This is a genomic window from Kitasatospora aureofaciens (assembly GCF_001188955.3).
Classification (GTDB): domain Bacteria; phylum Actinomycetota; class Actinomycetes; order Streptomycetales; family Streptomycetaceae; genus Kitasatospora; species Kitasatospora aureofaciens.
The window spans coordinates 334,973-349,571 of record NZ_JPRF03000032.1; the positions used below are offsets into that span (position 1 = coordinate 334,973).

General features: G+C 71.8%; 16 protein-coding genes. 11 read left to right on the forward strand and 5 right to left on the reverse strand.

From position 1 onward, the window contains the following. Positions 1-120: 120 nt before the first annotated feature. Positions 121-702 (forward strand): Uma2 family endonuclease, encoded by a 582-nt coding sequence (locus HS99_RS22105; RefSeq protein WP_030550967.1) that lies wholly within the window; start codon positions 121-123, stop codon positions 700-702. Positions 703-820: 118 nt separating this feature from the next. Beyond that, positions 821-1,609, forward strand: a complete 789-nt coding sequence (locus HS99_RS22110; RefSeq protein WP_030281380.1) for a VOC family protein — start codon at positions 821-823, stop codon at positions 1,607-1,609. Positions 1,610-1,636: 27 nt separating this feature from the next. Here HS99_RS22110 and HS99_RS22115 read toward each other — a convergent pair whose 3' ends face one another. Then, on the reverse strand, positions 1,637-2,095 hold the full coding sequence (locus HS99_RS22115; protein ID WP_050366874.1) for a hemerythrin domain-containing protein: 459 nt from the start codon (positions 2,093-2,095) through the stop codon (positions 1,637-1,639). A 112-nt stretch (positions 2,096-2,207) separates the two neighbouring features. Next, positions 2,208-2,594, reverse strand: a complete 387-nt coding sequence (locus HS99_RS22120; RefSeq protein ID WP_157846638.1) for a TIGR03086 family metal-binding protein — start codon at positions 2,592-2,594, stop codon at positions 2,208-2,210. A 115-nt stretch (positions 2,595-2,709) separates the two neighbouring features. On the opposite strand from HS99_RS22120, the gene HS99_RS22125 reads away from it, so the two are divergent. Beyond that, a complete protein-coding gene (locus HS99_RS22125) occupies positions 2,710-3,285 on the forward strand; it encodes a DoxX family protein (RefSeq protein ID WP_030281374.1) in 576 nt (191 codons plus the stop codon). Positions 3,286-3,421: 136 nt separating this feature from the next. Here HS99_RS22125 and HS99_RS22130 read toward each other — a convergent pair whose 3' ends face one another. Next, on the reverse strand, positions 3,422-4,183 hold the full coding sequence (locus HS99_RS22130; protein ID WP_030550963.1) for a PP2C family protein-serine/threonine phosphatase: 762 nt from the start codon (positions 4,181-4,183) through the stop codon (positions 3,422-3,424). Positions 4,184-4,331: 148 nt separating this feature from the next. On the opposite strand from HS99_RS22130, the gene HS99_RS22135 reads away from it, so the two are divergent. The 6 genes from HS99_RS22135 to HS99_RS22160 all read left to right on the forward strand — a co-directional run bounded on the left by HS99_RS22135 (position 4,332) and on the right by HS99_RS22160 (position 10,292). Continuing rightward, a complete protein-coding gene (locus tag HS99_RS22135) occupies positions 4,332-5,441 on the forward strand; it encodes an LLM class flavin-dependent oxidoreductase (protein ID WP_030281370.1) in 1,110 nt (369 codons plus the stop codon). After that, complete coding sequence (locus tag HS99_RS22140; RefSeq protein ID WP_030281367.1) at positions 5,438-6,064, forward strand: FMN reductase; 627 nt, start codon at positions 5,438-5,440, stop codon at positions 6,062-6,064. The genes HS99_RS22135 and HS99_RS22140 overlap by 4 nt, the downstream gene beginning before the upstream one ends. 192 nt (positions 6,065-6,256) lie before the next feature. Continuing rightward, positions 6,257-7,297, forward strand: coding sequence for a Dyp-type peroxidase (locus tag HS99_RS22145; RefSeq protein ID WP_030550960.1), 1,041 nt, complete (start codon positions 6,257-6,259; stop codon positions 7,295-7,297). 84 nt (positions 7,298-7,381) lie between these two features. Then, positions 7,382-8,179, forward strand: coding sequence for a family 1 encapsulin nanocompartment shell protein (locus HS99_RS22150; protein ID WP_030281363.1), 798 nt, complete (start codon positions 7,382-7,384; stop codon positions 8,177-8,179). Positions 8,180-8,498: 319 nt separating this feature from the next. Then, positions 8,499-9,284, forward strand: coding sequence for an electron transfer flavoprotein subunit beta/FixA family protein (locus HS99_RS22155; protein WP_050366876.1), 786 nt, complete (start codon positions 8,499-8,501; stop codon positions 9,282-9,284). A 45-nt stretch (positions 9,285-9,329) separates the two neighbouring features. Beyond that, complete coding sequence (locus tag HS99_RS22160) at positions 9,330-10,292, forward strand: electron transfer flavoprotein subunit alpha/FixB family protein (RefSeq protein WP_063737905.1); 963 nt, start codon at positions 9,330-9,332, stop codon at positions 10,290-10,292. 82 nt (positions 10,293-10,374) lie between these two features. Here the strand turns inward: HS99_RS22160 and HS99_RS22165 are convergent, their stop codons facing one another. Then, positions 10,375-10,809, reverse strand: a complete 435-nt coding sequence (locus tag HS99_RS22165) for a PhlB family protein (RefSeq protein WP_050366877.1) — start codon at positions 10,807-10,809, stop codon at positions 10,375-10,377. A 183-nt stretch (positions 10,810-10,992) separates the two neighbouring features. Between HS99_RS22165 and HS99_RS22170 the strand changes: the two genes are divergently transcribed. Both HS99_RS22170 and HS99_RS22175 read left to right on the forward strand, forming a co-directional pair. Continuing rightward, complete coding sequence (locus HS99_RS22170; protein WP_050367176.1) at positions 10,993-12,144, forward strand: acyl-CoA dehydrogenase family protein; 1,152 nt, start codon at positions 10,993-10,995, stop codon at positions 12,142-12,144. Between the two features lie 146 nt (positions 12,145-12,290). Further along, positions 12,291-12,974, forward strand: a complete 684-nt coding sequence (locus tag HS99_RS22175) for a TetR family transcriptional regulator (RefSeq protein WP_094743043.1) — start codon at positions 12,291-12,293, stop codon at positions 12,972-12,974. 168 nt (positions 12,975-13,142) lie between these two features. Here HS99_RS22175 and HS99_RS22180 read toward each other — a convergent pair whose 3' ends face one another. Next, positions 13,143-14,582, reverse strand: coding sequence for an MFS transporter (locus HS99_RS22180; protein WP_030556860.1), 1,440 nt, complete (start codon positions 14,580-14,582; stop codon positions 13,143-13,145). Positions 14,583-14,599: the final 17 nt, after the last annotated feature.

Consider the following 14,599-nt stretch of genomic DNA (forward strand, 5'->3'; position numbering starts at 1 on the left):
CCCGCATCACATCGGGGCGGTCGTCGGACGTGGTCGGTATCGTCGGAAGCCAGACGCTCCGTAACCGCTCGCCGATGTGCTCGTTCTCCCGGCGGGTGCCTAGGCGAAGGAGCAAGGCCCGTGACTGCGATCTCCGACCGCCCGCAGATGCTGCCCGAGGAGTTCGAGCAGTTCGCTCGTCATCTGGCCACGACCGCCGAAGGTGTACGGCCGGAGTTCATCAACGGGAAGCTGGGGGTCAAACCCGTGCCGGACGGCGACCACGGCCGCATCATCCAGTGGCTGCTCCGCATCTGCATCCAGGCTCGGCCGGAACTCTACCTGCATGACCAAGGCCTCAAGGTGCAAGGCTGTCGAGGAGGATTCGCCCGCCCGGACGGCACCTTGGCCGACGCCGACGCGTTCGTCGGTCACGGTGACTGGGCCGCTCCCGACCGGGTGCTCATGGTCGCGGAGGTCACCTCGTTCGATTCCGGCACGGACCGCCGCGACCGCGTCGAGAAGCCGCGGGCCTACGCCGAGACCGGCATCCCCGTCCACCTGCTGATCGACCGGGACTCCGCCGAGGTCCTCGTACGCAGCCGGCCCGACGGTGTCCGCTCCGAGACCGTCCAGACCCTGCCCTTCGGAAAGACGGTCCGCCTGCCCGAGCCGGTCGGCATCTCCCTGGACACCGAGCCGCTGAAGAACTGGGTGCGCTGAGCCCGGCCATGTCTTCCCGGGGCGGGTAGCCCCGTCGGCCTAGGCTGGGCGTCCCGGGCGGCCGGTGGGTCGCGGGAGTCGGGAGGGGCCCGGCGGCCGGGTGGCGAGGAGGTTCGCTATGGACAGCGAGGAGACGACCGCCAAGGTGCGCTGCGTGGCGGCCGTTCCGTGCTGGGTGAGCCTGATGGCCCGGGACCTGGAGGGCGCCAAGGACTTCTACGGTCCGCTGCTCGGCTGGGAGTTCGAGCCCGGGCCGGAGCGCTTCGGGCCGTACGTGCACGCGGTGACCGGTGGGGAGGCGGTGGCCGGGCTGGGGGTCGCGGGAACCGGGGCGGTGCCGCTCGCCTGGACCAGCTACTTCGGCACGGAGAACGCCGACGCCGTCGCCGACGCGGTGCGCGAGCGCGGCGCGACCCTGGCGGTCGGCCCGCTGGCCTTCGACGCCGGGCGGGTGGCCTTCGCGGCGGACCCGGTCGGGGCGGTGTTCGGCATCTGGGAGGGCCCGCTGGGCCGGGCCCGGAGGCTGGACCTGCCGGGCGCGCCGGTCTGGATCGAGCTGCGCACCCCGGACCCCTTCGCGGCGGCGCTGTTCTACGGCGAGGTGTTCCGCTGGGACGGCCGGGATCCGGAGCGCTTCGAGGTTCGCTGGGAGCACGACCGGGTGGTGCTGCGGGCGGAGGGGCACAGCGTCGCGGCGCTGGCCAAGGAGCAGGCGGGCGGCCCGGCGGGCATGCCGCCGCACTGGGAGATCTCCTTCGCCGTCCAGGACGCCGACCGGGCGCTGGCCCGGGCTCTGGAGCTGGGCGGTTCGGTGATCGGCCCGGCCTTCGACACCCCGTACGGGCGGGTGGCCCGGCTGCGGGACCGCGAGGGCGCCCGGTTCGCGGTGATCAGCCCCAAGGGCTGACCGGAGGCCGCCGGAAGCGTTCCCGGATCACTCCGGATCGCCGAGCTCCTCCCGTTCCTTCCGCAGCCGTTCGCCGAGCGCCGCGCGGGCCGCCGCGGGCAGGGCCTTGCGGGCGGCGGGGAAGAGCAGCTTCTCCTCACCGGTCAGGTGCCGCCGGAGGGTGTCGGCGAGGCCGCGCAGCAGGGTGTCGAAGGCCGGGTCGGCCGGGTCGAGCCCCTGGAGGTCGGAGAGGTACTGCCCGATCGCCAGGTGGTCGTGGATGCTGCGGAAGACCATTGCCCCGCCCTCGGGCACGTCGTGCTGGACGGCCGGGAAGAGGTGTTCCTCCTCTGCGGCGCAGTGGGTGAACAGCAGATCGGTCAGCCGGGCCACCAGCTCGGCGCGCTCGGCGGAGCCGGCCGGTGCCGTCTCGGCCCGGTCGAGCAGCTCGGTGACCGCCTTGTGGTCGGCGGTGAACTCGCCGAGGATGTCCGGCCTGCGGCTCATGGCGTGACCGCCTCTCCTCCGGGATCGGGACTGCCCCCCGTACTGTCCAGTATCCGGCGCCGCCGGACGGAACCCGCGACCCGCCCGGGCCGGGGCCGGCCGGGCGCGCGTCTCAGCCGCCCCGCCGCCCGGTGAGGGCCGGCAGCCGGGTCTGCGGGCTCGCGTCCTCGGGCACCGGCAGCGGCGGGTCGAACAGCCCGCTGCCGGAGAGGTCGCCATAGCCCGCGAACCGGTCCGGCGTGAAGTCCACCAGGTCGCCCGGGAGCCGGGTGTCCTTCCCGATGCCCTGGGCGAGGTCCCAGGTGTGGACGACCAGGTCGGTGGTGAGCTGGTCCAGGTGGTACCGGCCGGAGACGTCGCCGAAGGAGAGGTGGACGGTGAGCCCGGCGGTGCCGGGCACCTCCCAGGCCTGCCGGGCGGCCGTGGCGGCGGCCGCCCCGGTACCGCCGGGGCACGCGAGTCGCTCACGGACCGTCAGTTGTTCAAATTCGAACTCCACGGTACGGTCGAGGAGCGGCCGGTTCAAATTTGAACAACAGGCGCGGGGGCCACACCCCGCCCGGCCGCACCACCAGCCACACCCCTACGACCGATCCCGATCGATGGAGACGCGCATGCCGAGCAGCAGCCCGAGCACGACCGCCGCCACCAGCCCCGCCGGCCCGGCCCGGAACCGGAACGGCTCCGGGCCCGCGACCACCTCCCCGCACGCCTATGACGCCGGACTCCTGCTCCTGCGCCTGGTGCTCGGCCTGACCATGGCCGCGCACGGAAGCCAGAAGCTGTTCGGCTGGTTCGGGGGCGGCGGGATCGACGGCACCGGTCAGTTCTTCACCATGAGCGGCTATCCCGCGGGCAACACCATGGCCGTGGTCGCCGGCCTCACCGAGATTCTGGGCGGCCTCGGCCTCGCCGTCGGCCTGCTGACCCCGCTGGCGGGTGCCGCGGTCGTCGGCACGATGGTCAACGCGATCGCCGTCACCTGGGGCGGCGGCTTCTTCGCCCCCAAGGGCAACGAGTACGAGCTGCTGCTGACGGCGGGGGCCGCCGCCCTCGCGCTGACCGGCCCGGGCCGCTACGCGGTGGACCGCTTCCTGCCGGTGCTGAAGGCGCACCGCCTGGCGTACGGCGTGGCCGCCGTGCTGGTCGGCCTGGCGACGGCCGGGGTCATCCTGCTGCTGCGCAAGTAGCCCGACACCGGGGGCGAGGGGCTCGACCCCCCGTCTCGGAGGCCGTGGTGGCCGATCGCCGCCGCGGCCTCCGCGCGTTTCCGGTGCGTCCCGCGTGCGGCGGACCGGAAACGTGGCGGACCGGAAACGTATCGCGTCACTCGCCGATCCGCACCAGCGCCAGGGTGATGTTGTCCGGCCCGCCCGCCTCGATCGCCGCCTTCCACAGCTCGAAGGCGGCCTTGCCGTCGGCCCGCTCGGAGGTGTCGGACGGCCGGGCGAGCACTCCGCTCAGTTCCTCCTCGGTCACCGGGTCGGTCAGGCCGTCGCTGCACACCAGGTAGCGGTCGCCGACGGTCAGTGGCGCAGTCCGCACGTGCGGTTCGACGAAGGTGAGCCCGAGCGAGCCGCCCAGCGTCTGGGTGACCACCGAGGTGGTGCGCCGGCCGGGCGGCAGCGGCGGGCTGTCGTCCACGCTCACCCGCTGCAGCCCGTCCCCGGTGATCCGGTAGACCCGGCTGTCGCCGACGTTGAAGACCACCGCCTGCCCGGGGAGCAGTACCAGCCCCGCGACGGTGGTGCCCATCGCGGCCAGCTCCGGGTCCCCGGCGGTGGCCGCGTAGACCGCCCGGTTGCACTCCTGCAGCTCGTCCCGGACGGCCTCCTCGCCGTCCAGTCCGCCTCCGCCGACGGCGAGCCGGCGGGCGACCAGGGCGCTGGCCACCTCGCCGCCGGGGTGGCCGCCGAGGCCGTCGGCGACCGCGACCACGCAGGGCGGGCCGAGCGGGAAGAGCAGGGTCTGCGGGTTGGTGGTCACGGTGGCGCAGAGCGTCCAGGGGCCGACCGTGAGACTGTCCTCGTTGTGCTCCCGCACCAGGCCCTCGTGGCTCAGTGCGCTCACCGCGATGTACGGCGCCATCGGTTCGCCGCCCTTCCGGAGGGCCGGGCCGCTGTCGGGGGCCCGCCTTCCATTGTCGGGGGGAGCCGGGGGAATAACGATCCGCGGCCGACTGCTAGGGTGGTTGAAAGTTGGACTACCTGGGACCCTCTGGAGTGTGGTGAGCAGCATGCAGTTCGGAATCTTCAGCGTCGGCGACGTCACCCCCGACCCGACCACCGGCCGCACCCCGACCGAGCACGAGCGGATCAAGGCGATGGTGGCCATCGCCCGCAAGGCCGAGGAGGTCGGCCTGGACGTCTTCGCGACCGGCGAGCACCACAACCCGCCGTTCGTCCCGTCCTCGCCGACGACGATGCTCGGCTACATAGCCGCGCAGACCGACCGCCTCATCCTCTCCACCTCGACCACGCTGATCACCACCAACGACCCGGTGAAGATCGCCGAGGACTTCGCGATGCTCCAGCACCTCGCCGACGGCCGGGTGGACCTCATGATGGGCCGCGGCAACACCGGCCCGGTCTACCCCTGGTTCGGCAAGGACATCCGCCAGGGCATCCCGCTCGCGATCGAGAACTACGCGCTGCTGCACCAGCTGTGGCGCGAGGAGGTCGTGGACTGGCAGGGCCGCTTCCGCACCCCGCTGCAGTCCTTCACCTCCACCCCGCGCCCGCTGGACGACGTCCCGCCGTTCGTCTGGCACGGCTCGATCCGCAGCCCCGAGATCGCCGAACAGGCCGCCTACTACGGCGACGGCTTCTTCGCGAACAACATCTTCTGGCCCAAGGAGCACTTCCAGAAGCTGATCGGGCTCTATCGCGAGCGCTTCGCCCACTACGGCCACGGCACGCCTGAGCAGGCGATCGTCGGCCTCGGCGGGCAGGTGTTCATGCGGAAGAACTCCCAGGACGCGGTGCGCGAGTTCCGTCCGTACTTCGACAACGCTCCGGTGTACGGACACGGGCCCTCGCTGGAGGAGTTCACCGAGCAGACCCCGCTGACCGTGGGCAGCCCCCAGGAGGTCATCGAGAAGACGCTCGGTTTCCGCGAGACCTTCGGCGACTACCAGCGCCAGCTGTTCCTGATGGACCACGCCGGCCTGCCGCTGAAGACCGTGCTGGAGCAGCTGGACCTGCTCGGCGAGGAGGTCGTGCCGGTGCTGCGCCAGGAGTTCGCCAAGGGCCGCCCGGCCGGGGTTCCGGAGGGGCCGACCCACGCCGCGCTGGTCGCGGCCCGCGATGCCGCCGGCACCAACGAGAAGGAGGAGGTCGCCAAGTGACCGCGTTCAAGCTGGCGGCGGTGAGCGCCGGACTGAGCAAGCCGTCCTCGACGCGCCTGCTGGCCGACCGGCTCGCCGAGGCGACCGTGCGCCGGCTCGGCGAGGAGGGGCGGGAGGCCGAGGTCGCGGTGATCGAACTGCGCGACCTCGCGGTGGACATCGCCAACAACTTCGTCACCGGCTTCCCGGCCGCAGCGCTGCGCGAGGCGATCGGCACGGTGACGGAGGCGGACGCGGTGATCGCCGTGACGCCGATCTTCACCGCCTCCTACAGCGGCCTGTTCAAGTCCTTCTTCGACGTGATCGACCACGACGCGCTCACCGGCAAGCCGGTGCTGATCGCCGCCACCGGCGGTACGGCCCGGCACTCGCTCGCCCTGGAGCACGCCGTACGGCCGCTGTTCAGCTACCTGCGCGCGGTGGTGCTGCCGACGGCCGTGTACGCGGCCACCGACGACTGGGGCACGGCCGGGGACGCGCTGACCGACGGCCTGCCGGGCCGGATCGAGCGCGCGGCGGGTGAGCTGGCGGGCCTGCTGGCCGGGCACGGCCCGGTGGCGGAGGCGGCGGTGCCCGAGCAGGTGGTCCCGTTCGCCGAACAGCTGGCAGCGCTGCGGGTCTGAGGCCGGACGGTCGAGGGGGCGGGTGCGCGAAGGAGCGCGCCCGCCCCTTCCGCCTGCGCTCGGGCAGTACGGCCCCGTCACCCGAACGGCCCCGCGGTGCGATCCCCGGCGGTGCCGTCGGCTCCCTCGGCGGGCCGTTCGGGCTGCGTGTCGACCATGCCGATGCGTCCGTTGTGGGATGTGATCGTTGCCATGCAGTCCGAACCGCAAGCCGTGCTCTCCCCGCTGACCGGCGCGGCGATCTTCCTGGTCCTCACCGTCGAACCCGGCGGCGAGGACGCCGTCCGCGACCTCCTGCCCGACCTCGCCGGGCTGCGCCGCTCCGTCGGCTTCCGCGCCCCCGACGGCGGCCTCACCTGCGTCACCGGCATCGGCTCCGAGCTCTGGGACCGCCTCTTCGACGGCCCCCGGCCCGCCGACCTCCGCCCCTTCCAGGAACTGGCCGGCCCTCGCCACCGAGCCCCCGCCACCCCCGGCGACCTGCTGCTGCACCTGCGGGCCGAGCGGATGGACCTCTGCTTCGAACTGGCCGGCCAGCTCACCACGCGCCTCGCCGGGGCGGCCACCGTGGCCGACGCCGTGCACGGCTTCCGCTACTTCGACGACCGGGACCTGCTCGGCTTCGTCGACGGCACCGAGAACCCCGAGGGCCGGGCCGCCGCCGAGGCCACCCTGGTCGGGGCGGAGGACGCGGACTTCGCCGGCGGCAGCTACGTCATCGTCCAGAAGTACCTGCACGACCTGGACAAGTGGAACGCGCTGAGCGTCGAGCAGCAGGAAGGTGCGGTCGGGCGCACCAAACTGACCGACATCGAACTGGACGACGAGGCCAAACCCGCCGACTCGCACGTGGCACTCACGGTGATCACCGGCCCTGACGGCGTGGAGCAGAAGATCGTCCGCTACAACATGGCCTTCGGCTCCTTCGACGGCGGCGGCGAGTTCGGCACCTACTTCATCGGCTACGCGCGCGACCCCGGGGTGACCGAGGAGATGCTGCGCAACATGTTCCTCGGCAACCCGCCCGGCACCACCGACCGGCTGCTCGACTTCTCCACCGCCGTCACCGGCTCGCTGTTCTACGTTCCGACGGCCGACTTCCTCGACTCCCCGCCGCCGCCGGCTTCCCGGGCCGCCGATGCCGTCCCCGCTGACGTTGCTGCCGCCGTTCCCGCCACCGAGGACCGCTCGGACGGCTCGCTCGGCATCGGCAGCCTCAAGGCGCCCTCCTGACAACCGCCCGCCCGAAACCGCCCGCCCGAAACCGCCCGCCCGAAGCCGCCTGTCCGAAGCCGCCCCCTGAACAGGACCTGCGCCATGAACAACCTGCACCGCGAACTCGCCCCGGTCTCCGCCGTCGCCTGGGAGGAGATCGAGGAGGAGGCCCGCCAGACCTTCAAGCTCCACATCGCCGGACGCCGGGTGGTCGACCTCGCCGGTCCCGAGGGCACCACCCTCGCCGCCGTCGGCACCGGCCACCTCACCGGCGTCGAACCACCCCTCCACGGCGTCCAGGCCCGTGCCCGTGCCAGCCGCCCGGTGGTCGAACTGCGCGTCCCCTTCACCGTCGGCCGGGAGGCCGTCGACGACGTCGAACGCGGCTCCCGCGACTCCGACTGGCAACCGGTCAAGGACGCCGCCCGCACCCTCGCCCGCGCCGAGGACCGCGCCGTGTTCGAGGGCTACCGGGCCGCCGGGATCGAGGGCATCCGGGCGGGCTCCAGCAACCCGCCGGTCCAACTCCCCGACGACGTACGGGAGTACCCGGAGGCCGTGAGCCGCGGACTCACCGCCCTCCGTCTCGCGGGCGTCGGCGGACCGTACTCACTCCTGCTCGGCGCCGAGGTCTTCACCGCCGTCAACGAGACCAGCGACCACGGCTACCCCGTCCACAACCACCTGGCCCGGCTGCTCGACGGAGAGATCATCTGGGCCCCCGCGATCGAGGGCGCGTTCCTGCTGTCCACCCGAGGAGGGGACTTCGAGCTCTGCCTGGGCCAGGACGTCTCGGTGGGCTACCTCTCCCACGACTCGGATTCGGTGGAACTCTACCTTCAGGAGTCGCTCACGTTCAGCGTGTACACGGGAGAGGCAGCCGTAGCCCTGCACGGCTGACACCAGCAGGGAACGTCCCGGATGGTGGGGTCGTGACCGGTCCCCGGGTGGGGCGCAGGGCTTGTGGAAACCTGGTGTCAGCTCCCGGCGGCCGGACACCGGGTAGGGTACTGAGTGCCTTTACGAGGGGTACTGAGTGCCGTATTCTTTCGGTGGAGCCTCTGACGCCAGTCGAAGACAGCCGACACGGCATGCCGGTCCAGGTGGCGCTTACGGCGCGCGGACCGCGGCCGGGCCGGACTTGGCACTCAGTACCCTCGGCCTGACCTGAGGCCATGGATCCAGTGCATCCGTGCACCCGTGACAGGAGAAACCGCTCATGAGCTTGAGGATCGTCGTCTGTGTGAAGTACGTGCCGGACGCGACGGGTGACCGTCGTTTCGCGGACGACCACACCACCGACCGGGAGGGCGTGGACGGCCTCCTGTCGGAGCTGGACGAGTACGGCGTCGAGCAGGCGCTGCGGATCGCCGAGGCGAACGACGGTGCCGAGGTGACGGTGCTGACGGTGGGTCCGGACGACGCGAAGGACGCGCTGCGCAAGGCGCTGTCGATGGGCGCGGACAAGGCCGTCCACGTGAACGACGACGACATCCACGGTTCGGACGTGCTGGCGACGTCGGCGATCCTGGCGAAGGCGCTGGAGAAGACCGGGTTCGACCTGGTGATCGGTGGCATGGCGTCGACGGACGGCACGATGGGTGTGCTGCCGGCGCTGCTGGCGGAGCGGCTGGGTGTGCCGCAGGTGACGCTGCTGTCCGAGGTGTCGGTCGAGGGCGGCGTGGTCAAGGGCCGTCGTGACGGTGACGCGGCGACCGAGCTGGTGGAGGCCCCGCTGCCGGCCGTGGTCTCGGTGACGGACCAGTCGGGCGAGGCCCGCTACCCCTCCTTCAAGGGGATCATGGCGGCGAAGAAGAAGCCGGTGCAGTCGCTGGACCTGGACGACCTGGGCATCGAGGCCGACGAGGTCGGCCTGGCGGGTTCGTGGACGGCGGTCGACTCGGTGGCGGCGCGCCCGGCGCGCACCGCGGGCACGGTCGTCAAGGACGAGGGCGAGGGCGGCAAGCAGCTCGCCGCCTTCCTCGCCGACCAGAAGTTCATCTAGTCCCGCCCGTCAGCGCATCCAACGATCGATCAGGAGCAACGAACCATGGCTGAGATTCTCGTCCTGGTCGACCACGCCGAGGGTGCGGTCCGCAAGCCCGCCCTGGAGCTGCTGACCCTGGCCCGCCGCATCGGCGAGCCGTCCGCCGTCGTCCTGGGCGCCGGTGCCGCGGCCGCCGACATCGCCGCCAAGGCCGCCGAGTTCGGCGCCGCCAAGGTGTACGTCGCGGACGGCGCCGAGTTCGCCGACCAGCTGGTCGTCCCCAAGGTGGACGCCCTGACCCAGATCGCCAAGGCCAACGACGTGGCCGGCGTGCTGGTGACCTCCTCCGGCGAGGGCAAGGAGGTCGCCGCCCGCGTGGCGCTGCGCCTCGGCTCCGGCATCATCACCGACGCGGTGGACGTCCGCGCCGGCGACCAGGGCCCGGTCGCCACCCAGTCGGTGTTCGCCGCCTCGTACACCGTCGAATCCCGCGTCAGCAACGGCGTGCCGGTCATCACCGTCAAGCCGAACGCCGTCGCCCCGGAGGCCGCTCCGGCCGCCGGCGCCGTCGAGAACGTGTCGGTGGAGTTCACCGGCAACGCCGCCAGGGTCACCTCGCGCACCCCGCGGGTCTCGACCGGCCGCCCCGAGCTGACCGAGGCCGCCATCGTGGTCTCCGGCGGCCGCGGCGTCGGTGCCGCCGAGGGCTTCGGCGTGGTCGAGGAGCTCGCGGACGCGCTCGAAGCGGCCGTCGGCGCCTCGCGCGCCGCCGTCGACGCCGGCTGGTACCCGCACAGCTCCCAGGTCGGCCAGACCGGCAAGCAGGTCTCCCCGCAGCTGTACGTGGCCAACGGCATCTCGGGCGCGATCCAGCACCGGGCCGGCATGCAGACCTCGAAGACCATCGTGGCCGTCAACAAGGACCCCGAGGCCCCGATCTTCGAGCTCGCCGACTACGGCGTGGTCGGCGACCTCTTCGAGGTCCTGCCGCAGCTCACCGCCGAGGTGAAGGCCCGCAAGGGCTGATCCCCCGGAAGCCGCACGGAGGGCGTGGCACTCGGTACCCCCGGTACCGAGTGCCACGCCCTCCGTCGTGCCGTCCCGCCGACTACTCGGCGAAGGCCGCCAGGTGCTGGGTGAACCCGCCCTTGACCGGCGGCAGCGGGCGCGGCTCCGGGTCCTGCTCCACCGGCGGTTCCTCCACCGTCAGCAGCCGCAGCTCGGGCTGGTCCGAGCCGGGGGAGGAGTACAGCCTCACCCGGGTGCCGACCGGCACGGTGCTGCGCATGCCGTCCACGATGCACCAGACGTCGAACCCCTCGGCCATCCGGATCAGCGACTTCTGGCGGACCAGCGGCGTACGGGCCTGCTCGACCGCGCAGCGCCGCACGACGCCGGTGCCCTCGCTGGGCTCCAGCCGCAGCTCGGTGGAGCCGCAGGTGGGGCAGAGCAGCCGCTGGAAGGTCGGGTTGTTGCACCAGGTACAGCGCTGGAAGTACAGCGTCGTACTCCGGGTGTCGGCATCGATGGCTGAGTGGACCACGTCGTCATCTCCCTGCGCTCGGACCGGCTCTGTCGGCAGAAGTACGCCAGTAGTTCGGCTGTAGTGCGGCAGGAAAAGAATAGGGAACTCAGTGCCGCCCTGTGAAGGCACTGAGTTCCCTTTTTGCCGTGCCCGTGCATAATGAAGGGTACTGAGTACCGTCGTGAAACAGGAGTGGCGATCATGAGCCAGGACTTCGATCTCTTCCGTATCTCCGAGGAGCACGAGATGCTCCGTGAGGCGGTGCGTTCGCTGGCCGAGGCGAAGATCGCTCCGTTCGCGGCGGAGGTGGACGAGCAGGGGCGTTTCCCGCAGGAGGCGTTGGACGCGCTGCGGGGCAACGATCTGCACGCGGTGCACGTGCCGGAGGTGTACGGCGGTGCGGGGGCGGACGCGCTGGCGACGGTGATCGTGATCGAGGAGGTCGCGCGGGTGTGCGGCTCGTCGTCGTTGATTCCGGCGGTGAACAAGCTGGGGTCGCTGCCGGTGCAGTTGTCGGGTTCGGAGGAGTTGAAGGCGAAGTACCTGGGGGCGCTGGCGCGGGGTGAGGGGATGTTCTCGTACTGCCTGTCGGAGCCGGAGGCGGGCAGTGACGCGGCGGGGATGAAGACCCGGGCGGTGCGTGACGGTGACTTCTGGGTGCTGAACGGTGTGAAGCGGTGGATCACCAACGCGGGGGTGTCGGAGTTCTACACGGTGATGGCGGTGACGGATCCTTCGATGCGTTCGAAGGGGATCTCGGCGTTCGTGGTGGAGAAGGGCGACGAGGGTGTGTCGTTCGGTGCTCCGGAGAAGAAGCTGGGGATCAAGGGTTCGCCGACGCGTGAGGTGTACTTCGACAACGTGCGGATTCCGGCGGACCGGATGATCGGTGCCGAGGGGAGCGGGTTCCAGACGGCGATGAGGACGTTGGACCACACCCGGGTGACGATCGCGGCGCAGGCGGTGGGGATCGCGCAGGGTGCTCTGGACTACGCGAAGGGCTACGTGCGGGAGCGCAAGCAGTTCGGGAAGGCGATCGCGGAGTTCCAGGGGATCCAGTTCATGCTGGCGGACATGGCGATGAAGCTGGAGGCCGCGCGGCAGATGACGTACGTGGCGGCGGCGAAGTCGCAGCGCGGGGACGCGGATCTGACGTTCTTCGGTGCGGCGGCGAAGTGCTTCGCGTCGGACGTGGCGATGGAGGTGACCACGGACGCGGTGCAGTTGCTGGGTGGTTACGGTTACACGCGGGACTACCCGGTGGAGCGGATGATGCGGGACGCGAAGATCACCCAGATCTACGAGGGCACCAACCAGGTCCAGCGGATCGTCATGGCCCGCAACCTGCCGTAACGGCGCCCCCCGGGACGCCCCGGCGGCCGGGCGGGTCAGCCCACCGGCCGTCGGGGCCGACACGTTGCGCCGATGCTAAGTTCCGGAGAATGAGCGAGAAGGAAGAGCAGGACCTGCCCATGAACGACGGGCCCTCGAAGCCGGCGATGCGCGAGGCGCTGGTGGCCGCTGCCTTCGAACTCTTCCTGGAGCGCGGCTTCGAGCAGACGACGATCGACGACATCGTCTCGCTCGCCGGCGTCGGCCGGCGCTCCTTCTTCCGGTACTTCCCGGCCAAGGAGGACGTGGTCTTCCCCGACCACGAGCGCAGCCTCGCCGAGATGACGGAGTTCCTGGACTCCGGCACCGGCGAGGAGGACCCGGTGAAGCACGCCTGCGACGCCGCCCGGCTGGTCCTGCGGATGTACGCCGAGCAGCCCTCCTTCTCCGTCCAGCGGTACCGCCTCACCCGCAAGGTCCCGGGCCTGCGGGCGTACGAGCTGTCGGTGGTCTGGCGCTACGAGCACACCCTCGCCGCCTACCTGCGCGGCCGCTTCGCCGACCGCCCGGACGGCCCGCTTCGCGCCGACGTGATCGCCGCGGCCGTGGTCGCCGCCCACAACCACGCCCTGCGCACCTGGCTGCGCTCGGGCGGCGAGAGCGACTGGGTGGCCGAGGTGGACGCGGCGATGGCCTTCGTCACCTCCACCTGGAGCGACCGCCCCGCCGACGCCCCGGAGGGCCAGGACGCGGCCGACGACGTGGTGGTCCTGGTCGCCAGCCGCCGGGCCCCGCTGTGGCGGATGGTCCAGGGCATCGAGAGCGCCATTGGCGACGCCCGCCGGCCCTGAACCGGCCCGGCGGACCGCGTCGCAGCATGCCGAACGGCCCCTCCCACCGGACGCGTGGTCCGGTCGGAGGGGCCGTTCGGCGTTCCCGCCCCCCCTCCGGGGGCCGGGCGGCGCGGGAACACGGGGTGACGGACTCCCGGATCGCGGGGCCGGTCAGGTCGGGGCAGGTCAGGTACGGGCCGGGGCGGGCGCGGCCGCGGCCTCGGTGCGGCGCTCCGAGTGGGCGACCAGCCGCCAGGCGCACCCCGCGCCGAGCAGGTAGGCGACGCCGACCAGGACGAACGACACCGAGGCGCCCCGGCTCCAGTCGGGCGTCGCGTGCAGCACCACGCCGACGACGGCGATGCCCACCAGCGAGCCGATCTGGCGGTTGGCGTTCAGGACGGACCCGGCGACGTTGGCGTGCTCCGGGCCGGCCGAGTCCACCATGGCCGCCGTCATGCCGGGGGAGACGATGCCCGAGCCGAGGCAGGCCACGCCGATGCCGACGGCGATGATCCAGTACGGGGTTGACGCGGAGATCGCGGTCAGGCCGAGCGAGCACACCCCGGCGATCAGCAGGAAGACTGTCAGCAGCGGGCCGTTGGCGTAGCGCTCCGAGATCTTCGAGTACACCACGTTGGCCACCGGCGACAGGACGGTGATCGGGATCAGCTCCAGCCCGGCGACGAACGGGCTGGCGCCCTGGGCGTGTTGGAAGAACAGCCCGAGCATGAAGATGGTGCCGAAGAACGCGAAGTTGAAGAAGAAGCCGACCAGGTTGGCGCCCGAGAAGCCGGGGTGGCGGAAGAGCGTCCACGGCATCACGAGCTTGTCGCTGCTGCGCTCACGCCGTACCAGCACGGCGGCGGCGACCAGCGCCACGGCGTAGGAGACCACCACCGGGGTTGCGGCCCAGCCGAGTTGGGGGGCCTCGATCAGCGCGAAGCTGACCGCGGCGAGCGTGACGATCCAGACCAGGTGGCCGAACGGGGCCGGCCGGTCGCCGCGCGCCTCCGGCGCCGCGATGAACCGCCGCGTCATCAGCATGCCGATCACGCCGATCGGCAGGTTCAGCAGGAAGACGCTCTGCCAGCCGAGCGAGCCGACCATGAGGCCGCCGAGGGTGGGACCGACACCCGAGGAGGTGGCGACGATCGCGGACCACAGACCGAGCATCTTGGTGCGCCGGCGCTTCTCGGGGAACGAGAACACCAGCAGGGACAGCGAGCTCGGCATGAACAGCGCGGCACCGGCGCCCTGCAACATCCTTGCGGCGATCAGCAGTTCGGGCGTGTTCGCGAGTGCGCAGCCGAGCGAGGCCAGCAGGAACAGACCCATGCCGCCCATGTAGACCCTCTTGGCGCCGAGCCAGTTGGCCAGGCCGCCGGCCAGCATCAGCAGGGAGGCGAAGGTCAGGATGTAGCCGTCCACGACCCAGGTGAGCTGGGTGAGCGTGGCCCCGAGCCTCTCCTGGAGGGTCGCGCCCGCGACGTTGACGATGGTGACGTCCAGAGTGGCCATCACGAATCCGGTGGCCAGTGCGGCGATCTTCGGGCCGCTGGAGGAGTCCGGTGGGGCGGAGGCGGGGGCGCCGGTCTGCGCCAGGCGGGTCTCGGCGGTAGTCATCGCTGGTTCCTTCTCTT